This window comes from Bacteroidota bacterium, from assembly GCA_017303975.1.
Taxonomy (GTDB): Bacteria; Bacteroidota; Bacteroidia; order JAFLBG01; family JAFLBG01; genus JAFLBG01.
The window spans coordinates 24,995-47,703 of record JAFLBG010000005.1; the positions used below are offsets into that span (position 1 = coordinate 24,995).

At 35.2% G+C, this 22,709-nt stretch carries 17 protein-coding genes; 10 read left to right on the top strand and 7 right to left on the bottom strand.

Annotated elements, in window-relative coordinates; genetic code table 11:
- Positions 1 to 87: 87 nt before the first annotated feature.
- From J0M08_03035 to J0M08_03045, 3 genes are all read left to right on the top strand, one after another.
- Complete coding sequence (locus J0M08_03035) at positions 88 to 3,600, top strand: T9SS type A sorting domain-containing protein (GenBank protein ID MBN8702010.1); 3,513 nt, start codon at positions 88 to 90, stop codon at positions 3,598 to 3,600.
- Positions 3,601 to 3,711: 111 nt separating this feature from the next.
- Entirely contained in the window at positions 3,712 to 4,584 is an 873-nt protein-coding gene (locus tag J0M08_03040; GenBank protein MBN8702011.1) for a pyridoxal-phosphate dependent enzyme, read from the top strand.
- Between the two features lie 5 nt (positions 4,585 to 4,589).
- Positions 4,590 to 5,492, top strand: a complete 903-nt coding sequence (locus J0M08_03045) for a glucosaminidase domain-containing protein (GenBank protein ID MBN8702012.1) — start codon at positions 4,590 to 4,592, stop codon at positions 5,490 to 5,492.
- A 1-nt stretch (position 5,493) separates the two neighbouring features.
- On the opposite strand, the gene mutY is transcribed toward J0M08_03045, so the two are convergent.
- Positions 5,494 to 6,543 carry an A/G-specific adenine glycosylase gene (gene mutY, locus J0M08_03050; GenBank protein MBN8702013.1) on the bottom strand — a complete coding sequence of 350 codons (1,050 nt, stop codon included), beginning with the start codon at positions 6,541 to 6,543 and terminating at the stop codon, positions 5,494 to 5,496.
- 117 nt (positions 6,544 to 6,660) lie between these two features.
- On the opposite strand from mutY, the gene J0M08_03055 reads away from it, so the two are divergent.
- The 5 genes from J0M08_03055 (at position 6,661) to J0M08_03075 (ending at position 10,877) form a co-directional block, all read left to right on the top strand.
- Positions 6,661 to 6,960, top strand: coding sequence for an integration host factor subunit beta (locus tag J0M08_03055; GenBank protein ID MBN8702014.1), 300 nt, complete (start codon positions 6,661 to 6,663; stop codon positions 6,958 to 6,960).
- On the top strand, positions 6,960 to 7,784 hold the full coding sequence (locus J0M08_03060; protein ID MBN8702015.1) for a tetratricopeptide repeat protein: 825 nt from the start codon (positions 6,960 to 6,962) through the stop codon (positions 7,782 to 7,784). The genes J0M08_03055 and J0M08_03060 overlap by 1 nt, the downstream gene beginning before the upstream one ends.
- 318 nt (positions 7,785 to 8,102) lie before the next feature.
- Complete coding sequence (locus J0M08_03065) at positions 8,103 to 9,650, top strand: Rne/Rng family ribonuclease (protein ID MBN8702016.1); 1,548 nt, start codon at positions 8,103 to 8,105, stop codon at positions 9,648 to 9,650.
- A 306-nt stretch (positions 9,651 to 9,956) separates the two neighbouring features.
- Positions 9,957 to 10,166 carry a hypothetical protein gene (locus J0M08_03070; protein ID MBN8702017.1) on the top strand — a complete coding sequence of 70 codons (210 nt, stop codon included), beginning with the start codon at positions 9,957 to 9,959 and terminating at the stop codon, positions 10,164 to 10,166.
- A 159-nt stretch (positions 10,167 to 10,325) separates the two neighbouring features.
- Positions 10,326 to 10,877, top strand: coding sequence for a hypothetical protein (locus J0M08_03075; GenBank protein ID MBN8702018.1), 552 nt, complete (start codon positions 10,326 to 10,328; stop codon positions 10,875 to 10,877).
- A 7-nt stretch (positions 10,878 to 10,884) separates the two neighbouring features.
- Here J0M08_03075 and J0M08_03080 read toward each other — a convergent pair whose 3' ends face one another.
- The 3 genes from J0M08_03080 to J0M08_03090 are packed head-to-tail and all read right to left on the bottom strand — an operon-like array spanning position 10,885 to position 14,450.
- The gene (locus J0M08_03080; protein ID MBN8702019.1) at positions 10,885 to 12,819 is read right to left on the bottom strand and encodes an ABC-F family ATP-binding cassette domain-containing protein; all 1,935 of its coding nucleotides are present in this window, start codon (positions 12,817 to 12,819) and stop codon (positions 10,885 to 10,887) included.
- A 55-nt stretch (positions 12,820 to 12,874) separates the two neighbouring features.
- Positions 12,875 to 13,663, bottom strand: a complete 789-nt coding sequence (locus J0M08_03085; protein MBN8702020.1) for an SDR family oxidoreductase — start codon at positions 13,661 to 13,663, stop codon at positions 12,875 to 12,877.
- A gap of 31 nt (positions 13,664 to 13,694) precedes the next feature.
- Positions 13,695 to 14,450 (bottom strand): TerC family protein, encoded by a 756-nt coding sequence (locus J0M08_03090; GenBank protein ID MBN8702021.1) that lies wholly within the window; start codon positions 14,448 to 14,450, stop codon positions 13,695 to 13,697.
- Positions 14,451 to 14,745: 295 nt separating this feature from the next.
- Here J0M08_03090 and J0M08_03095 point away from each other — a divergent pair, with 295 nt between their 5' ends.
- Complete coding sequence (locus J0M08_03095) at positions 14,746 to 16,227, top strand: hypothetical protein (GenBank protein ID MBN8702022.1); 1,482 nt, start codon at positions 14,746 to 14,748, stop codon at positions 16,225 to 16,227.
- 36 nt (positions 16,228 to 16,263) lie between these two features.
- Here the strand turns inward: J0M08_03095 and J0M08_03100 are convergent, their stop codons facing one another.
- Together J0M08_03100 and J0M08_03105 are read right to left on the bottom strand one after the other, a co-directional pair.
- Positions 16,264 to 17,148 (bottom strand): glycosyltransferase family 2 protein, encoded by an 885-nt coding sequence (locus tag J0M08_03100; GenBank protein ID MBN8702023.1) that lies wholly within the window; start codon positions 17,146 to 17,148, stop codon positions 16,264 to 16,266.
- Between the two features lies 1 nt (position 17,149).
- A complete protein-coding gene (locus J0M08_03105; protein ID MBN8702024.1) occupies positions 17,150 to 20,080 on the bottom strand; it encodes a serine hydrolase in 2,931 nt (976 codons plus the stop codon).
- A gap of 154 nt (positions 20,081 to 20,234) precedes the next feature.
- On the opposite strand from J0M08_03105, the gene J0M08_03110 reads away from it, so the two are divergent.
- The gene (locus J0M08_03110) at positions 20,235 to 20,735 is read left to right on the top strand and encodes a dihydrofolate reductase (protein ID MBN8702025.1); all 501 of its coding nucleotides are present in this window, start codon (positions 20,235 to 20,237) and stop codon (positions 20,733 to 20,735) included.
- On the opposite strand, the gene J0M08_03115 is transcribed toward J0M08_03110, so the two are convergent.
- Positions 20,728 to 22,701 carry a DNA primase gene (locus J0M08_03115; GenBank protein ID MBN8702026.1) on the bottom strand — a complete coding sequence of 658 codons (1,974 nt, stop codon included), beginning with the start codon at positions 22,699 to 22,701 and terminating at the stop codon, positions 20,728 to 20,730. The two genes, J0M08_03110 and J0M08_03115, sit on opposite strands and share 8 nt — an antisense overlap.
- Positions 22,702 to 22,709 lie beyond the last annotated feature (8 nt).

Sequence of the window (22,709 nt, forward strand, 5' to 3'; positions counted from 1 at the left end):
AACGAAATAGCCTCGTTTGTATTAAACATAAATACCAATAACAAACCGGCTATGACACACGACAATTAAGAAATAAAAATTAGACAAATGAAAAGAGTTTACACATTTATCCTTGCTGTATTATTTTTCAGCAACTTACAACTTCAAGCACAATGTGGCATTACGCTATCTTCTGCTACTACCACTATAACATGTAATGGTGGTACTAATGGAGCTATAACAGCTACAGCAGGCGGAGGAACACCATACGGAACTAACAGCCCTGGCTTAATTATTTCTGAATTCTTAGCAAATCCTCAAGGTACAGATGCTCCATACGAGTACGTTGAACTACTTGCAACGAAAGAAATTAATTTTGCTACAACCCCTTACACGGTAATATTTTCTAACAACGGTATAGCAAATGCAAGTGGTTGGACCCAAGGAGGCTTAGTTACGTATGCGTTTGAGATAAGTGCAGGAAAAGTTAATGTTGGCGATGTTGTATATGTTGGAGGCTCTTCAATGAATGTTTCCGGAACAATTGTACGATCTATTTTTAACGATGTAAACAATGGGGATGGAGGAATTGGAACAGCACAAAACAATGTATTAGGAAATGGAGGAGCAAATGCCGATGGAATAGCTGTGTTTAACGTTGGCACTGCATCTCTTACAAATAGCACTGTTCCAGTTGATGCAATATTTTTTGGTTCATCTATTGGAAGTGCAGAAGTATCTTCAACACAAGGATACCAGCTACCTGTAAATGATTTATACAGTGGTGGAAAATTAACAAGCACAAGTTTCCTATTACCGGATCCGCAAGAAAAAGAACTATATGTAGCAACGGGAACCTACAATGAAAAAACACTTCAATTTTCATCTGCCAGAACATGGTCAGTTACCACAACATCTTCAGACAAAGCCAGCTTTGTAAATCTTATAAATTTATACGACTATGCATGGTCAACAGGATCTATCACAAATACTACAACAGGTTTATCAGCGGGAACATACACAGTAAGTGTTACAGATGCCGTACCATGTGCACAATCATTTACCGTAAATGTTGCACAACCTTCAGTAATTGCGGTTTCCTTTACAAAAAGTAATATTAGCTGCAATGGTCTTTCTAACGGCTTGTTAGTTGCTACTCCTTCGGGAGGAGCAGGTGCACCTTATTCTTATTTGTGGGGCAATGGTTCTACCACTTCAACTATATCAGGATTAGGAGTGGGGACCTATTCTGTTCTTGTATCCGACAAAAACGGATGTGTTTCTAATTTATTTACTGAATCAATAACACAACCCGCTGCGTTAACTGTTTCATTAACATCTTCCAACAATGTTTCGTGTAAGGCAGGAACAAACGGGTTAATTAATATTACAACATTAGGAGGAACACTTCAATACAGCTATTCTTGGAGTAATGCAGCCACTACAGAAGATTTAACATCTATTGGTGCAGGAACATACGCAGTATTAGTAACAGACGCAAATGCTTGTACTCAAACATTTACCACCAGCATTACAGAACCGGCATCGGCTTTAACAGCTAGTGCATCGGTAGCAAATGTAATTTGCTTTGGTGCAACTACCGGCAGCATAAACCTTTCTGCTACTGGCGGAACAGCCGGATATGCTTACATGTGGAGCAACAGTGCTACCACAGAAGATGTATCAGGTGTTGCAGCAGGAAGTTACTCTGTTACGATTACAGACGGAAACGCTTGTACGCTGGTAAAAAACTACACACTTACCCAAAACACAGCTATAACAGCTAGTGCAACTGTAAGTAATTTAACATGCTTTGGAAACCAAAATGGATCTATTACTCTATATTCAACTTTAGGCGGAACACCAGGATATACTTACTCTTGGAATAATGGAGCAACTACTGCAAACATTAGTGGAGCAGCTTCCGGCAATTACAATGTTACTATTACTGATTCACAAGGCTGTACATCAGTTCTAAATTATGTAATTACATCTCCTTCTGCATTAAGCGCAACTACATCAGTAACTCATGTAGTTTGTAATGGTGGTGTAGGTGGAGTAATTAACTTAGGTGTTTTTGGAGGAGTTGTTCCACACACATTCCTTTGGAGCAATGGTTCTACCACACAAAATATTAATACACTTAGCGCAGGCGTATATCAGGTTACTATAAAAGACGCAAACAATTGTACGCTTGTTATAACAGACACAATTAATCAACCCACAGCATTCAACTTTAATTTTATTGTTAAAGATGCTTGCTATGCAGACACTTCCGGCTCTATTAATTTAACTGTTTCCGGAAACACAGCACCTTATTCATACTCATGGAGTACAGGCGATACGAAAGAAGACCTAAATAAACTTACAGGAGGAATGTATTATGTAGCTATTACAGACATCAACAACTGTGTAGGCGTGGATTCCGTGAATGTAAATGAACTAATGTCGCCAATAACAATTACCGATTCTATTGCAAATGCTACTTGTAACGGTATAAACAACGGTATGATTGATATTACCGTAAACGGTGGATATGGCAACAATTCATTTTTATGGAGCAACAATAGTATGACCGAAGATATTGATAGTGTAACTGTTGGTATGTACAATGTAACTGTTACAGACGGAGAAGGTTGTACAGCTAGCGCTCAATATACAATTGCAGGAGATTCGGCACTTACGCTTACACTAACTCAAACACATGTTGTTTGTTTTGCAGATAGCAATGGCGCTGTATTAGCTGCAGCAAATGGAGGAGTTATGCCATACTCTTTTATGTGGAGCAACACTGCTACAACAGCAGCACTTGCAAACTTAATGGCAGGAACCTACTACGTAACTGCGATGGATTCTGTTGGCTGTATGGCAATGGATACTATTACACTAAACCAAGTAGCTCAAGTAGCTTCGGGAGTTTCTGCATCCGATTCTGTTTTGTGTAAAGGAGAATTTACAACACTTACAGCCTCTTCTGCTAACGGAGGAATATCTTATGTTTGGTTTAACAATCAAACTACAAATCCAATAACAGTTATGCCTACTGCAACAACCAACTACAGTGTTACTGCTTTAGATTCTGTAGGTTGTTCCGCATCGGTAAATATTACTATCACGGTAAACAATTTACCTCCGGTAGTATTCAATGTAGCTCCTGATACACTTTGCTCAACTTCATTTGGAGCGCTGCTTCAAGGAGGTAGCCCTGTAGGAGGAACTTACTCTGGTTCATTTGTAAACAGCACAAATGATTATTTTAACGTGTCAGCCGCTGGATTAGGAAATCATGTTATAAATTATTCCTATACCGATAGCAATGGATGCTCACTTATGGTAAAAGATACACTAAGTGTTGTATTGTGCACAGGTATTGAAGAAGAAACTGCCAGCTATTTTGGACTATATCCAAATCCTAATGACGGAAATTTCTCCGTTGAGGTAAACTCAACTCTTGACAATGCAACACTTACCATTATCAATAACACAGGTGCAACTGTTTACACACAAGCTATAGAGCAAAATATGAGCACTGTATCCTTAAACACTTTACCTAAAGGATTGTATATGGTAGTTATAACCAATTCAGGAACTACATCTACAAAGCGGGTTATAATTCAATAAATAATTTTTTCTACTACAAAAGGCGGAGTCGTATTTATACGACTCCGCCTTTTGCATTTCAGAGAATTATCTTTAAACAAAAAGGATACACTTATTTTTATCTTTGCAAAGATGGTTAGAAATATAAACTCTCCTTTCCTAGTTGAAAAAGAAATTAAACTATCTGTTCTGCTAACAGAAAAACCAGACACTCCAGGAGGCAACAAGCACTATAAATTAAAATATAACATTGAAAAAATGTTCGCTGAAGGACTAGCTACACTGCTTACTTTTGGAGGTGCCTTTTCTAATCACATTTTAGCTACTGCAATTGCAGGGAAAAAGGAAGGCTTCAAAACCATTGGCATTATTAGAGGCGAAGAATTAAATCCCGACTCGAATAGTATTTTGAAAGATGCACACAACAATGGAATGCAATTGCACTTTGTATCAAGGGAAGAGTATAGAAAAAAAGACACTCCGGAATTTATTTCGCAGCTAATAAAAGAATTCGGAAATTTTTATTCATTGCCCGAAGGTGGCTCAAACACACTTGCTGTAAAAGGATGTGAGGAAATTTTACTTGAATCTCATCAAGAGTATAATTATATAACATGCGCTGTTGGAACAGGAGCAACGCTTGCAGGAATAATAAATGCGAGCAATAACAAACAAAAGGTAATTGGAATTAGTGTATTGCAGCAATCCGGATGGCTTGAAAAACAAGTTGAGAGTTTCCTTATGCCCCCAAACCGAATTAACTGGGAACTAAACAACGATTATACTTTTGGAAAGTATGGAAATGCAAATACCCAACTAATTGATTTTTATTTTTATTTTAAACAAGAATTCGGCATCGAATTAGATTTGGTGTATTCAGCAAAAATGATGTTTGGTATTTTTGATATGATTAAGAAAAACAAAATTGAACCGGGAAGTTCCATTCTCGCAATACACACAGGAGGAACGCACGGCAACAAAGAGTTGATTAAAAAATATAGATAGCACGTATGCAACCCATTTCCCTAAGAGGTTTATTTTTAATCCCACTATTCTTATCTGCATTTTTTTTATTCTCTACAAACCAAACCAATGAAGATGCAGAGCAATATATAAAAAATTACAAAAATGATGCCATAAAAGAAATGAAAGCGCATGGCATTCCTGCTAGTATTATATTAGCACAAGGATTACTAGAATCAAGTTATGGCAAAAGTAAGCTTGCGGTAAATGCCAATAACCACTTTGGAATAAAATGCCATAACTACTGGACAGGAGAAAAATTTATTCAAGACGATGATGCAGAAGACGAGTGCTTTAGAAAATATAAAACCGTTTTAGAATCGTACTCAGACCACACCGCTTTTTTAAAAACAAGACAGCGATACGCATTTCTATTTGAACTTAAAACTACCGATTACAAAGGCTGGGCAAAAGGCTTGAGCAAAGCCGGATACGCCACCGACCCAAAATACAGCGATAAACTTATTAACATTATTGAGAATTACAAACTGTATCAACTGGATAGCAACAGCAAACACAAGCCTACTTCAAATTCAAACCTAACACCAACGCATGAAGTAAAACGAAATAATCGAGTAAAATACATTACCATAAAAAAAGGCGACACCTTTTATTCTATCGGAAAAGAATTTGATATAAGCCTCACTGAATTATACTCTTACAACGATTGCGATTCTACCTATATATTATCAGAGGGAGAAAAAATTTATTTAGGGGTAAAAAGAAGAAAAAGCAAAATCCCGTTTCATGTTGTAAAAGATGGGGAATCACTACACCGCATTTCGCAAGAATACGCTGTTACTATAAAAGCTATTTGCAAAAAAAACAAACTGCCGAAAAATAAAATATTTGTAGTGGGAGAAAAAATTTGGCTTAGGAAACAAAAATAAATTAACTGCGCTCTTTCCAGTATTTCTCAATAAGTCGAGGAATTGCGTAGTTTTTTATTTTTTTTAGTGAAACAATTCGATTGTTTTCTTCGAAAGAAATTTTAGAGCAATCTGAAACAACCACTTCTATAAACTTAGCATGTATTTTTTGATGGCTTAATTGATGTAAAAAATAAGTAGAGATTTTTTTAACCACATTTTTACCGGAAAGAGTTTTCTTAAATTCTTTTGAAGTCAATACACTTTCAATTGGCTTTGATTCCGTATGCTCAATTAGCGGAAAATCGTACAACCCTTGCCAAATATCATTTGCACCTCGTTTATTTAAAATAATATTGTTTTTCTTATCTGTAATAACCAAATAATAAAAATACCTGTTACGAATTTTAAGTTTCTTTTCCTTAACAGGGAACAATTGCACCGAATTATTTTTAAACGCATAACAATACGAACGCACACAACAGCTTGAACACAATGGATTCTTTGGTTTGCAAACCATTGCCCCTAACTCCATAATGGCTTGATTATTTGACGCAGCATTTTTTACATCTAACAGCTCTTGTGCCAATTTCATAAACTCTACTTTGCCGGTTGCACTATTTATTGGAGTATTTATTTCAAATAATCTGGACAATACGCGATAAACATTGCCATCTACAACTGCGTATGGCTCGTCAAATGCAAACGAAGCAATTGCAGCGGCAGTGTAATCTCCAACTCCTTTTAATTTTTTAATCTCCGAATACGTTGTCGGAAAAACTCCGTTGTGCTCTTTAACAATTGTTTTAGCTGCAAAATGCAAATTACGCGCTCTAGAATAGTAACCTAATCCTTGCCATAATTTTAATAATTTTTCTTCCGAAGCTTTTGCTAAATCGGCAACAGTCGGGAAATTCTCTACAAATTTTAAGTAATAAGGCAACCCTTGTTCTACCCGTGTTTGCTGTAAAATAATTTCCGACAACCAAATTAAATAAGGATTGCGAGTTGCCCGCCAAGGCAAGTCTCGCTTATGCTTTTCGTACCATTTTATTAACTCCCTAGAAATCAAAGTGTAATCGCATTTTTAGAACAAACAAATTAGTCCCATTTTTGTTTAACATACTAATTTTCAGTTAATTTAAAAATTAGTATATTTGTAAGGTATTAATAATTAATTAATTACAAAATGACAAAGGCAGACATCATTAACGAGATTTCTGAGAAGACAGGAATTGAGAAATTACAGGTTCAAACTGTTGTTGAATCTATGATGAAATCGATAAAAGATTCATTAGTAACCGGCAAAAACGTTTATTTAAGAGGCTTTGGCAGCTTTATCGTAAAAAAACGTGCAGAAAAAACTGGCAGAAATATTTCTAAGAACACCGCTATTATTATTCCTGCACACTTCATTCCGGCATTTAAACCGGCTAAAATTTTTACTGATAAAGTAAAAAATAATGTAAAAGTAGCAGAAGACAACTAATGCGAATTGGATCTGGTTTATTTTGGTTGGTTATTGCACTAGCCTTACTTTTTATTGCACTTTACTTTGCCAACACTAAACCTTCTTTAAAAAAGGTAGAAGATTCTCATGACCATACCACTACCTCCGATTTTTCTCTAAACTTCGATTCAATAATTAAAGCTTCGGTCGCAGTTCTATCTGCAGCCGAAAAAGAAAAAATAGGTGCGTTTTCTAAAAATGTGGAGGCAAATCAAGCCAACTACGATTCGCTAATTGCATTTTGGGATGCTAAAAAAATGCCGGTAATTGCATCGTACTACACCGAACAGCTTGCCAATAAAAAAAACACATCGGGCTACTACACTACTTCCGGACTTCGGTATTACCGTGCAGTAGGTTTTGCTAAAGAAGATATGCGCCCTGCTTTATATAGCAGCGCAATACGTATATTAAACAAAGCAATTGAACTAAATCCCAATAATTTAGAAGCCAAAACCGGATTGGGAGTATGTTACGTAGAAAGCACCCCTGAACCAATGAAAGGTATTACCCTTTTAAGAGAAGTTGTGCAACAAGATTCTACTTTTATTGACGCACACATTAATTTGGGGCTATTTGCCGTAAAATCAGGCCAGTTTGACAAGGCAATAGACCGATTTAACAAAGTGCTAAAAATAAATGCTGAATATTTAGAAGCTTATTTATATCTTGCGGACTGCTACGAGCAGGTTGGTAATAAAAAAGAAGCTATATTTGCGCTCGAAAATTATAAAAACAGAGTAAACGACATTACTATAAAAAACGAAATTGAAAATTATATTAACAAATTAAAAAACAGTTAGATTATGCCAAGCGGTAAAAAAAGAAAAAGACATAAAATGGCTACCCACAAACGCAAAAAACGTTTGAGAAAAAACCGACATAAAAAGAAATAGGTAGCAATCATTCTATAGCACTTTAGAGTATTTTTCTCTAAAGTGCTATATTCAACTTAATCCTTAACTTTTGTTTATTAACTACATGCCGAAAGCACTGTAGTTATTGTTATTTGTTTACATTGAGCATTGTATGCTCTTTGGCTAAACCTGTGTGCGCTGCGGTTAAACAGGCTTAGCTTTTATAAAAGTATGAGTGTGCCGTAGTGTTAAAACCGAAGATGTATGAACAACGAACTTATAATTAATGTAACCGATACAGAAACTACCATTGCCATATTAAGCGATAAAAGACTTGTTGAACTTCATAAAGAAAATGAGAACAACAATTTTTTAGTAGGCGATTTGTTTTTAGGTAAGGTAAAAAGAGTTATACCATCATTAAATGCCGGATTTGTAGATGTAGGATACGAGAAAGACGCATTTTTACATTACCTGGACTTGGGGCCACAGGCCGGATCGTTAAATAAGTACGTAAAACAAGTACAAACCGGGAAGCAAACCACTTCCAATCTAATGTACTTTAAGAACGAAGAAGATATTCCTAAAGACGGAAAAATAAACAACGTATTATCTGCCGGACAACACATTTTAATTCAGATTGCAAAAGAACCTATCTCCTCCAAAGGACCACGAATTACAACAGAATTATCTATTGCAGGTAGATACTTAGTGCTAACTCCTTTTTCGGAACGAATTTCTGTGTCGCAAAAAATTGGAGAAGCTGAAGAACGCAACCGGTTGAAAATTTTAATACAAAGCATTAAGCCCAAAAATTTTGGCGTAATTATTCGTACCGTAGCCGAAAACAAAAGTGTAGCTGAATTGGATGCCGACTTAAAAGACTTGGTAAATAAGTGGAATGAGTGTTTTGAAAATTTAAAAACTGCACAACCCCCATACAAAGTATTAGGCGAAATTGGCAAAGTAAATTCTATTTTACGCGATTTAATGAACGAATCATTTAATAGTATTCACGTAAACGATGAAAGAACATACGAAGAAGTAAAAGAATATTTGCAAACCATTGCTCCCGAAAAAGAAAAAATGGTGCGCTTGTATAAAGGTCAAACTCCTATTTTCGACAACTTTAATGTTGATAAGCAAATAAAAGCTCTTTTTGGAAAAACAGTAACCATGAAATCTGGTGCGTACTTAATAGTAGAGCACACAGAAGCACTGCATGTTATTGATGTAAATAGCGGTAACAGAGCCGGGTCGGAAGGGCAAGAATCAAATGCGTTGCAAGTAAACTTAGAAGCAGCAACAGAAATTGCCCGTCAACTAAGGCTTCGAGATATGGGTGGAATTATTGTAGTTGATTTTATTGATATGCATTCTCCTGAAAACAGAAAAGTGCTGTATCAAAAAATTAAGGACGAAATGCGCACGGATAAAGCCAAACACAATATTTTACCTCCAAGTAAATTTGGGTTGGTGCAAATAACACGTGAACGCGTACGCCCTGAAATGAATATTGTAACAGTTGAAAAATGTCCTACCTGTGCCGGTTCCGGAGAAATTCAAGCGAGCGTATTATTAATCGATCAAATAGAAAACAGCTTACGCAATATACTTATACAAAATAAAGAAGCTACTGTAACAGTTTGTGTACACCCATTTATAGAGGCATATATTACCAAAGGCCTATTATCACTAAAAAGGAAATGGGCATTCAAATACAAAAAAAATATTCGAATAAAAGGTGTTTCATCTTACCACTTTTTAGAATATCGCTTTACGAACAAAGAGGGCGATGAAATAATTATGTAGGAAAAAGTTGAAGCTAAACTTTTTTTGTAAGAAACACCACCTAATTTTCTTAAGAATTCACATTTTTTTGTGCATTCAAATTGTGCTTTTATCAAGGCTTTCGTGCTTGAAGTGCACGTATAAATATTTTTTTCTCTAATTACCAAAATCCAACAATTCCGTTTTTTTTGTTTTTATTTTTTAAGGTTTACGTGTTAATTAGTGGTAGAACAAAACAGTTATTTTTTCACAGCACCATTTATTCAAATAACTACAAATAAGAATAACACACCTATATCATATTACCATAAAACAATATTTACACATATGAAAAAATCTAAACACACAGTGGAAACAAAGCATTCACCCTCTACCTTACAAAACAAGCGAAAAAGGGTAAAGGAATCTCCCAAAAACTCATTTTCTGCAAAAAAGAAGCAATTAGAGGCTAAAAACGACCTAAATCACATCATTTTTAGAGAGCGGATATCCGGGTTAGACATTCTTGGGAACGAATTGTTTGGGTATATGTATTAATTTGGGATGCTTTAATTGCTTCACCGAAAACCATATTAATTGCTGACTATCAGACACTTAAAATAAATAACCTCACTTTTGAATTGTAATAATAGCGTTTTTTTGGTTGGACTTCCCTTTTTTTAGATGGTAACTTTCACATAAATCAATACAAAAACCATGAATACATCAACAATTGCAGTAACTAAAAATTTAGGAAGCATGATTGCCAATGCAATGTCATCATTTTTTAAATCAACCGAGATTAATAAAAACTTTACAACTTCACTAATTGACAGCAAAGGAAATATTTTTACCAAATCAATTCTTTTTGGGAACGAAAATATTCTAGCTGATTCAAAATTGTTGAATTTAAAAAACAGCACTTACATTAATTATCCTGTTTTACAAGAGTTATCCGAAGAAGGATTCTATGTAGGAGCAATTACTGATTTCATGGAAAGCGATTCCGCTCAAGGATGTTCTATTGGAGAAGCTTTTATTGTTGGGAAAGAGGGGTATATTCTAAAAATAAACTATGAAGTTAGTGATGTAAAAAAACAATACTTTTCAGACAGAACAACTGATTTAAGAGAAAACACAATTGGAGTGCTTAACACTACCATTCCTTTTGAGATTGATTCAAAAGAAACTTTTATTAGTGTTTTCAAATACTTACTGCCGGTTTTAAAAAGATACTACACACTGCAAGTTTCGGCATTAAAAAACTAACACCTGTTTAGGTTAATTGGTCTAATTTTTTTTGAACCTCTTCCCATTGCGACATTTCCGCTTCAAGCGATTTTTTCAGCATATCGTATTTAGCAAATTCTTCTTTGTTGGCTAAAACTGCTTGATATTCGTTAGGGTTGGCAAGCTTTGCATCAAACTCTTTTATTTGAGCCTCTAACTGCTCAATATTTTTTTCGCTTTTGGCCAATTGATTCTGCAATTGCTTTATTTCTTTTTGCTTATCGTCTTTTGGTGCAGTATCAACCAAAACCTTTGCTTGAGCTTGTTTTGCGGCAGCTTGTTCTTTTTGCTTTGTATTTAAATCGTTAAGCGTATCAATTTTTCTGGTTTGCAAATACTCATTCACATCGCCAAAATATTGTTTTACATTTCCATTTTTAAACTCAAACACCTTATTTGTTAGACCTTGCAAAAAATCTCTATCGTGAGAAACAACAATAAGCGTACCATCGTATTTGAGCAAAGCATTTTTTAATACTTCTTTCGATTTTATATCTAAGTGATTGGTAGGCTCATCCAACACCAATAAATTATAGGGTTGAAGCAACAATCGGCACATTGCTAAACGAGACTTTTCTCCACCCGATAACACTTTTACTTTTTTATCTACATCATCGCCACTAAATAAAAACGAACCCAAAATATTTCTAACACCTTTCCTCACTTCTCCAACAGCAATCTCATCAAGGGTTTCGAGCACGGTTTTGTTTCCATCCAATATCTCTGTTTGGTTTTGTGCATAATACCCAATCTCTACATTTGCACCCAAATTTAAAGTGCCTTCATATTTTTGTTCGCCTACAATAAGTTTAGACATGGTAGATTTCCCCTCTCCATTACGTCCTACAAAAGCAATTTTTTCTTGACGCTCAATCGTATAATTAACATTGCTAAAAATCAATTTAGCATCGTACTGTTTTTTTACATCAATTGCTTCTACAACAACCTTTCCGGAGCGAGGTGCGGGCGGAAATTGAAATTTAATGGATGTATTATCATCTGCATCCACTTCAATTACTTCTATCTTATCTAACTTTTTTATAAGCGATTGCGCAAAGGAAGCTTTATTAGCCTTTGCTCGATACTTATCTATAAGTTGCTCTGTTTTTTCTATAAATTTTTGTTGATTTTTGGCTGCTGCCAATTGTGTGTCCTTGCGCTCTTTTCTTAATATCAAATACTTGGAGTAGTTAGCTTTGTAATCGTGTAACTTGCCCAATGATATTTCTAATGTTCGCGATGTAATATTATCCAAAAATGCTTTATCATGCGAAACAAGCACTACAGCGCCATAATAACCTTTTAAAAAATCTTCTAGCCACTGAATTGATTCAATATCCAAATGATTGGTTGGCTCATCTAACAATAAAATAGAAGGTTTTTGCAACAACAATTTTGCCAACTCAACTCGCATACGCCACCCACCGCTAAACTCATCCATCAATCGAGTAAAATCTTTACGTTCAAAACCTAACCCCAAAAGTGTTTTTTCTATCTCTCCCTGCAATCCATCTGCATCCAGTACGTTTAATCTATCGTGTAAATCATTCAGCTCATTTAACATCTGCATATAACTATCCGACTCGTAATCGGTGCGCACTTCTAACTGATGATTAATTTCGCTGATTCTGTTTTCTACTTTCTTTACTTCATCAAATGCAGTAAACGTTTCGTCAAAAACAGTTTTGCCTAAATTATGATGCATCTCTTGAGGCAAATAGCCTATGGTAAAAGAATTAGGCTTGCCAACCTCCCCAGAATCGGGCTTTTGTTGGCCTGCCAGTATTTTAAGCAAAGTAGATTTGCCGGCACCGTTCTTGCCTGCCAAACCAACTCTATCTCGGGCATTAATTAAAAATGATATACCATCGTACAAATATGTACCACCAAAACCTACTGTAACATTACTTACCGAAATCATATTTTTTTAAACTAAAGCGCAAAGGTAGGCAATATTAGTGTAGTAATAAAGGGTGCTACAAACAACCTGTTCTACCCCCATCAACCGGCAGGTTGATTCCATTTATATACGATGCTGCGGGCGAAGCCAAAAATGCAACAGCAGCAGCTATTTCAGATGCTTCGGCAAAACGACTCATAGGAATTTCGCTCAACATCTCCTGCTCTACTGCGGTTACAGACTCGCTATTTTTTTGAGCTTTATTACTTATAATTGTTTCTAGCCTTTGCGTGCGTGTAGCTCCTGGCAATACATTATTTACGGTAATTCCGTATGGAGCTAATTCTAAAGAAAGTGTTTTACTCCAATTGGCTACTGCGGCTCTTATCGTGTTCGACACACCTAACCCTTTTAGCGGCTGCTTTACCGAAGTACTAATAATATTAATAATTCTACCGTAGCCGTTTTTCTTCATGCCATCAATGCACAATTGAACTAACAAGTGATTGCACAATAAATGATTATTAAATGCCACCAAAAACTCGTCCATTTTTGCGCCTGCGATAGGCCCTGCAGGAGGCCCCCCTGTATTGTTTACCAAGATGGAAATGGAATTTCCTTTATTAATATAATCCTCTAGGCTTGTTTTCAACCCATTTATATTGGAAAAATCTGCCACTATAAAATCGTGTACTTGATTGGCACTTGTATCAAGCTCTTTGCAAGTCTGCACCAATGCTTCTTTATTGCGTGCCAACAATGTTACCTTAGCGCCCAATTTGGCCAACTCTATTGCACTTGCCTTTCCAATACCCTGCGTACTGCCACAAACAAGAGCATGTATCCCAACTAAACTTATATTCATTCCTACTTATTTTGTATTGAATTATTTACCACTAATTACTCTCATTGGAGGAATTTCTGCGCCTTTCCTCTTTTCTTTTTAACCGAATATTTAAAAACTCTACCAACAAAGAAAATGCCATGGAAAAATAAACAAACTCCTTAGGAACATGAATATGTGCAGCATCCAACACCAATAACATTCCTATCATCAGCAAAAATGCAAGTGCTAACATTTTAATGGTAGGATTGTTATTTATAAAATCACTTACTTTTTCCGAGAAAATAAGCATGATAACCATTGCAATTATTACAGCTAAAATCATAACCAAAAGATTAGACACCAAGCCTACGGCAGTTAGAATAGAGTCGAACGAAAACACGATATCAATAAATACAATTTGAGTAATGATGGCATTTAATGCTACCTTTTTAATTTTAGGTCCACTCTCTTCATTTCCTTCAATTTTGTTGTGAATCTCGGTAGTTGTTTTTACCAACAAAAACAAACCTCCTGCAAAAAGTATTAAATCTCTTCCGGTAGCTTCAAATCCAAATGCCTCAAACAATGGTTCTTTTAAGCCTACTATCCACGAAATACTAAACAACAATATTATACGCATAACCAAAGCCAACATTAATCCTACCGACCTAGCCTTTGCTTGCTGTTCGCGAGGCAGCTTGTTTGCTACAATAGAAATAAATATAATATTGTCTATACCAAGTACAATCTCCAATAGAGAGAGGGTAATTAAACTAATTAATGATGCAAGTGTAAAAAGCTCGCTAAAATCTTGTGCTAAATGCATACGGTATAAAAATTAAAAGTTTAAAGTTATAGAGTTTAAAGCTCTATGCTAATTAATTAGACAAATTTTTTGCCGCTGGCTATCAACTACTTACAACATACTTAAACCCTATATTATGGGATGGTTAAGTAACCGAAGCAAATGATACAAGTAAAGGCATCGAAAAAACAGCAACAATCCATTTAAGAGAAATTGCTTTTCAAATTGACAAAGATGTGAAGAGCTCTCTCTTTTTTTGAAAAACGACCAAAAACTGGCTATCTTATATTGCTAATTAAAACATGCATGTAAAGCAATGAAGGAATCTAAAGAATTATTCGACCTTATTAAGAAGCTATCAAAAAATGAAAAAATCTATTTTAAAAGATTTTCGATGGGGATTGCGGGCAAGGAGAATAAATACCTTATGCTTTTTGATGAAATTGAAAAACAAAAAATCTATAACGAAGATGTAGTTAAAGAAAATTTAAATAAAACAGAGTATACCCAAGCCCTGCACGTTGTAAAAAAATACCTATACAACAGAATTTTAGAGGCATTGAAAATATACGACAAATCTCAACATCCTACAATTGAGGTAATAAATACACGCAACGAAGCTGAAATCCTTATTCGAAAAGGATTGGTTTTTCAAGCCACTAAAAAGCTATTAGAAGCAAAAGAGATTGCACTTTCAGGAGATTTAATTAGTGAGTGTATGCAAATAAACACTCGTTTAATTGATTTGTCTGTTTTCTTTCAAAGCAAGCTGTATGACAAAAAAGAGTTAGCAAAAGAAAACTACCGATTATCAGTTGAGTCTAAACACATATCCTACTTTTCGCTGCTATACGAAGATTTGCTTAAAATACATCGTTTAAAAAACAACAAGCTACTATCAGCTGTTGAGAAAGATAAAATCACCATTGAAAAAATAAATAAGTACACACCTCTTTTCAATATCACTCGTATTGAGCAACTAAAATGCTTAACAGCTTTTTATATAATCTCCGACATACCGGAAAAAGCCTATGAATGTCAGTTACAGCTAATCGAGTTATTTGAAAAAAATCCTACACTTAAAGAAAATAAAATACAAGAGTATGTTCGTGCCCTGCACAATTTAAGCAATACAGAGAGGCTAACCAACAGACACAAAGAATTTGATGCCATTACACAAAAACTAGAAGATTTATTTAACTCCGATTCACCTTACTCAGATCATATCAAATCGATTGTATACCCTTCTTTGATTGTAAATAAACTAAACAGCCACATCAACAACAAACAAAAAAACGAATTATTAAAGACAGTTGAGTTTGCGGAAGAGACCTATGAAACGTATCAAAATTATGTGGCATACAACAGGCAGTTTTTTATAAAATTCAATTTAATAAAATCGTACATCTACTTAAACAAATTTAACAATGCGTTATTATGGTTAAATACCATTGATGATACCAAAAAATCCGATTTCGATATTATTTCAAACTATTCATACAACCTTCTTAAGTTGATTTGCTTGTACGAAACAGGCAAATTCGATTTACTGGCCCTAGATGTAGATAAGGCGAAAAGAGTATTTAAAAAACTAAATCAATACGATGAGTTTGAAAAAAATATAATATCCATTTTTAAATATATACTAAAAACATACGATTTAACTTCGGATGAAGTTGTTCCATACACAGAGAAAATTTTAGCCAACCCGAAAATAAATTTATTAAAGGAAGTGATTGATATAAGGGCTTGGATAATCGCACATCAAAATAAAAAAACTATTTGGGAGTGCTTGTAATCTAAACACAGCGCAGCTTTATCGCGTATAGAAAAATCAGTCTTTATTTATAACCAATCTCCTTAAAAGCCCTAACTGTTCGGCTATTAAGCCTAACAAAAAAAGAAATATGGATACAGTAAAGCCGAGCAAAGCTCCAACACTTAATCCGTTGCCTCTTAAAAAAATTGGAATTTCCCAAGCCAACGACAGCAGTGCAATAAGAACAGAGAGTGTTAAAAAAATACGCATTGGATTAAATAACATAACAATATTTAATATTTCCATAATGGTATCAAAAGCAGTTTTAATGCCAATTGTACTTTTACCTGCCATGCGCTGATTGATGGTGATAGGTGTTTCAACAACTAAATGTTTTTGACTGATAAATATCAATGTAATTATATCGCTATATGCCATTGAATTGGGACACAAGTGCAAATATTTTTTTGCCATTGGAACAGAATACAACTTCATTCCGGAATTTAAATCCTTTATGTGAAGTGGCATTAAAAATTTAGCTGTTTTTCGAATAATCCATTTCCCGGTTTCGCGAAATCTATGATTATATCCACCGGCTCTATTTCCCACAACCATATCCGCATCTGTCGATTTTAAAACAGATACCATTTTTTCAATATCCTCTAAATTGTGTTGTCCGTCTGCATCAATTGTAATTACATACTTGGAAGCACAAGCTTCAATTCCCGATTTTATAGCACCTCCGTATCCCCTATTTACCTTGTGGTGTATTACTCTAAATATTGGATAATCCAACAGAAATGCATCTAACACCAATTTGCTTGCATCCGTAGAACCATCGTTTACAACAACTAGAGAAAAGTTGTGTTTTTTAGAAAACGCCAAAACAGTGGGCAGCAAATGCTTTAACGATTGTTCTTCATTATAAGATGGGATAACTATGGTAAGTAATGATTCCAAGCTAATTCAAATATTGATAAACAACTTTTAATATAGAATTCCGAATACCACTTTTTGCTAATTTATTTTCATCTGCATTAGGATAAACCCTATTAGACAAAAAAACATATACCAATTCACTTGCAGGATCAACCCATGTCATGGTGCCAGTAAATCCGGTGTGTCCATAACTTAAATACGACACACAATCACATACGGGACTATCTTTAGCCGAGTCGGTTTCCGGCTTATCAAATCCAAGCCCACGTCTATTACTTACACAATATTGGCATTTTGTAAATTCATTTACAACCGAAGAATCTAAATATCTATTACCTCCGTAATCTCCTTTTTGTAACAACATTTGCATTAAAATCCCCAAATCATTCGCATTCGAAAACAAACCTGCATGACCTGCAACTCCTCCCAGCATAGCAGCTCCAGGGTCATGAACATCACCAACTACCAATTGTTTTCTAAATTTAGTATCGTTCTCCGTTGGTACTATATTGGTTACATCTATTTTTTCTCTTGGTTTATATCCCAAAGTACTTAAGCCAAGCGGGGAATAAAACATTCTTTCATTGTACTTGTCTATAGATATTTGAGTATCCTTCTCGATAATTCGTTGCAAAAAATAATATCCCAAATCACTGTATTTATATTTTTTTTCTCCAAGTGGAGATTTTACAATTGCATTGTAAATGCTATCCGAGTAGGACCTTGTTATATACAAATTTTCTGCCACCCGAACAGGAAACGAATCTGTTTGAGTAGAGCTGTAAATTGATTTTTTGTATTCTCCCTTACTCATTGTTTTAGGCCAAAACAAAAGCCAAGCGGGTAATCCGGCTTGATGGGTAAGCATTTCTCGAAGTATTATATCTTGCTTGTTTGTTCCAACTAACTCCGGCAAATAAGTAGATAGCTTTTCATCTAAGTTTATTCCTTTTTTTTCTACCAGACTCATCATTGCAATAGCAGAGGATGCTATTTTAGTAATAGACGCTAAATCATATACATCCGTATTTCTAACAGGGGTCTTATTTTCGTAGGTATGATAACCAAAAGATTTGTTGTAAAGCACCTTACCTTCTTTTGCAATAAAAACTTGACATCCCGGATACACATGCTCCTTTATACCATTCAATACGATAGAGTCTATCCTGGCCAACTGCAACTCCTTTACACCAAACTCTTCAGGAATCGTATATTTTAATCGCACAGATTTTGCACTTGTAATACCATCGCCTTGCTTAAAATAATCACTCACAGAAACAGGAAGTTTTCCATTTGCTCTAATGCCTCCAAAAATAATTTGAGCCGATGCATCTTGCATGTAATAAGTATCTTCATAAGACATCAACAAAGCATCTACTTTCTCTGCTTCATTAAATTTTCCAAGAATATAGGAGTTTGCAAATATATTCAACACAACACGTCCCATCCTCTGCTGACGAAGTACTTTAAGCAAATATTCTGTTTGTGGTGTCAGTCCAAAATCCTTTTTGGGACTATTGCTAACACTCGAAAAATTTACAATAAACGTATTATACTTTTTTAGCTTGCTTAGTAATGAATCGTAATTTTCTTTTCGTGCATCTTTATCAATTGCAAATAAATCAACTTTTGCATAGTTCTTTAGTACGTTCTGAAAAACATTTGTTTGCCCGTTGTCTATTGATATTGCTGCAATCCGCAAGGTATCTAAATTTTTAAGTGGAATTAATTCGCTTTTGTTTTTTAATATCGTAACGGATGCTTCTGCTAATTTTCTATTTACCAGTTCTGCATTTCTATTATTCAAATCGGTTGTCAGATTCTCCAATTTAATAGGCTTAATTTTATCCAAGCCACACCATTTCTTTACTGCTAATATTTTTTTACAGCGCATATCAATCTCCTCCTGTGTAATTTCACCTCGCTCAACGGCTTTTTTAATTTCTTCTATCGCCCTTGGAACATTTTCTGCAAATAACAATACATCATTTCCGGCTATAAGCGCTTTCACATCTACCATTCCGGGCTCATAAAATTTACTTACACCCTTCATATTCAATGCATCAGTAAAAATCAGTCCTTTAAAATTTAATTTATTCTTAAGCAAATCGGTAACAATATATTTACTAAGCGTAGATGCCTTGTTAGCTGTAGAATCTAGAGATGGAACAAATAAGTGGGCAACCATTATACTTCCCAACCCTTGCTCTATTAATTTCTTAAACGGGTATAACTCTAGGCTGTCTATGCGCTCTGCAGATTGATTAATTACGGGCAATGTTTTATGAGAATCACTATCGGTATCTCCATGCCCAGGAAAATGCTTACCTGTAGCAAGAATGTGATTGTCCTGCATTCCTTTCATATACGCAATGGACTTATTAGCTACGTTTTCTTTATTCTCTCCAAAGGAACGACTACCAATCACAGGATTTAATGGATTGTTATTCACATCTGCATCGGGAGCAAAGTTAATATGAATACCTAATCGCTTGCATTCGTAGGCTATCTCTTGCCCCATTTGATAAATAAGTGTATCATTTTGAATTGCACCAAGTGCCATTTGTCTAGGGAAACGAGGTGTACTATCTAATCGCATTGACAACCCCCATTCTCCATCAATAGAAATTAGTAGTGGAACTTTAGCTGCTTTCTGATATTTATTGGTCAATATAGCCTGACGCACCGGGCCTCCTTGAAAAAAAATAAGTCCACCTATTTTTTGATCTTTTACAAGTTTTAAAATTTCTTCTTCGTGTTTTTTATCCTTATTAGAATAAGCCGCAACCATAAACAACTGCGCTATACGTTCGTCCGGAGTTAATTTGGAAAAAACAGAATCTACCCACCTATCATTGATAGTGCTTAAAACAGGATGATTCGCATTGTCGTTTGCAGTAAAAGAAACAAACAACAATAATAATGGAACTAGGTATTTTATGTACTTATGCATCTCTCTTGCAATTTATAAAACTAGCATACACAATTATTGTGCCTCACTTGATACTTATTAACATTAGAAATTGAAAAACAAAGTCAAAACAATTTTCTTTTACTAACTTCATCATACAATAGACATTGAATACCATTAAACCAATATTGCCACAATGAAAATAAGCTTAATTGCTGCAATAGCCACCAACAACGCAATCGGCAAAGACAACAATTTGCTATGGCACTTGCCTGCCGACATGAAAATTTTTAAAGAAAAAACAACAGGACATTGTATTGTAACAGGGCGAAAAAACTATGAATCAATCCCCGAAAAATTTCGACCTCTGCCCAATCGCACAAATATTGTAATAACCAGAAATCCTAATTACAACGCTCCGGGAGCAATAGTGGCGAGCTCTGTACAAGAAGCCATTGAAATAGCCAAACAAAAAGGAGAATCAGAATTATTCATAATTGGTGGGGCTGAAATTTACAAACAAACAATAGATATAGCAGACACTCTTTATATAACTCATGTTGACGGTACATTTGAGGCAGATGCTTTTTTCCCAGAAATAACAAGTAGTTGGAAACAAATTGAAAAAAGAGACTATGTGCAGGATGAAAAAAACAAATACAACTTCTCGCTTATAGAATACACTAAAACTATTTAGTAATTATTCTTCCTAATAGGGCATTAAAAGCCTTTTTGGCTTCTAATAACTGTTGTTGCTCGGCCAACAAATCCATTAAGTCGTCCGTGTTTTCTGTTGTTTTTATTTTATCTTGAATTGCATGAATCATCAATTCAAGCTTTTTAGATTTTAAAGAGTAGATGGCATTTTGTACCGACTTGCGTAAAACACCTTCTTCTTTCTGAACAATAATACCGTGCCGTTCCCAGTTCAAACTCAACTCGTACGGAGAACTAATTAAACTGATAGCAACAGTAGCTATATCTTTATCCGAGTGATTAGTAAAGAAAGAATTTGTTAGTTCTTCCATGGACTTAACCGCAAACAAATCAAATATCTTTTGATAGCTATCGTTTTCGAATTTTATACCATCGTGCTGCAGCTCGTGTACAATCCATTCTGCAACTTGCAATTCTGTTGTTTTCTCAGGATCATCATCTACTTCAAAGGAAACTTTTGAACCACCATATACGAGCAATAACCGTATAATATCTTTCTCTTGAAATTCGCACTCATTTAGGTTCAGAGATTTGGAGGAAGTTGCAATTTCTTCGAAAGCTATATTCTCGGGCAAACTAGAAACATCCGAAGCCACCTGTTTTTCAGAAGCGTTTTCTTTTTGTTGTTTAGTTGATGATATTTTTCTTCTTGCCTTATTCAGCTCGTTCATCAACACAAGCTCCTCCAAGTGCATTAATCTGCTACACTCTTTTACATACAACGACCGAGTAATAGAATCAGGAATGCGCGCAATACTCTCCACAATATCGTGTATCAACCCCGCCTTTTTAATCGGGTCGTTAGCTGCATCCTTATATAAAATGGATGTTTTAAAAGAAATAAAATCTTTCGAATTTATTTTGATAAAATTTTTCAGCTCATCTTTGCCCGTCTTTTTTGAATACGAATCTGGATCTTCTCCATCGGGGAATAGCAGCACTTTTACATTCATGCCTTCTTCCAAAATCATATCAATACCTCTGAAACTAGCTTTGATACCAGCAAAATCGCCATCGTACAAAATGGTAATATTATTGGTGTAGCGTTTTATCAGTTTAATTTGATCTACCGTAAGTGATGTGCCGGACGAAGCCACCACATTCTCTATTCCTGCCTGATGCATTGATATTACATCGGTGTAACCCTCTACCAAAAAACAAGAATCTTCTTGCACGATTGATTTTTTTGCAAAAAACAAACCGTATAAAACTTTGCTCTTGTTGTATATATCCGACTCTGGCGAGTTTATATATTTAGCCGCCTTTTTGTCGGTTTTTAATATCCTGCCTCCAAAACCAAGCACTCTGCCCGTTACATTATGAATTGGAAACATCACCCTATCAAAAAAACGATCGAAAGCTCCCCTCTCTCCATCAATTACCAATCCTGTCTTAATCAAATACTCTAGCTTATATCCTGCTTGCAGGGCTGCATTTAGTAATGCCTTTCTATCGTCAGGGCTTATTCCGAGCTGAAACTTCTTAATTGTTTCCTCCGTAAAGCCACGCTCTTTAAAATACCCAAGCCCAACGGACTTTCCAAGGTCAGTGGTAAGTAGTTGTTCGCTAAAATAATTTTGTGCAAATGTGTTTACTACAAATAAGCTTTCGCGCTCTGTTTGCTCTTCTCGAAGCACATCCAAATCTTTGGTGTACTCTTCTTCAATTTCTATGTTGTATTTTTTTGCAAGGTAGCGTAATGCCTCTGGATAGGACATTTGCTCATGATCCATCACAAAATTTACTGAATTACCGGCTTTACCACAACCAAAACATTTGTAAATACCCTTAACCGGAGACACCGTAAAAGAAGGTGTTTTCTCATCGTGAAAAGGGCAATTTCCAATAAAATTTACACCTCGTTTTTTAAGTGTAATAAAATCAGCTATTACCTCCTCCACCCGAGCGGCATCCAATATCAAATCTATGGTTGGTTTGGTAATCATACGAGTAT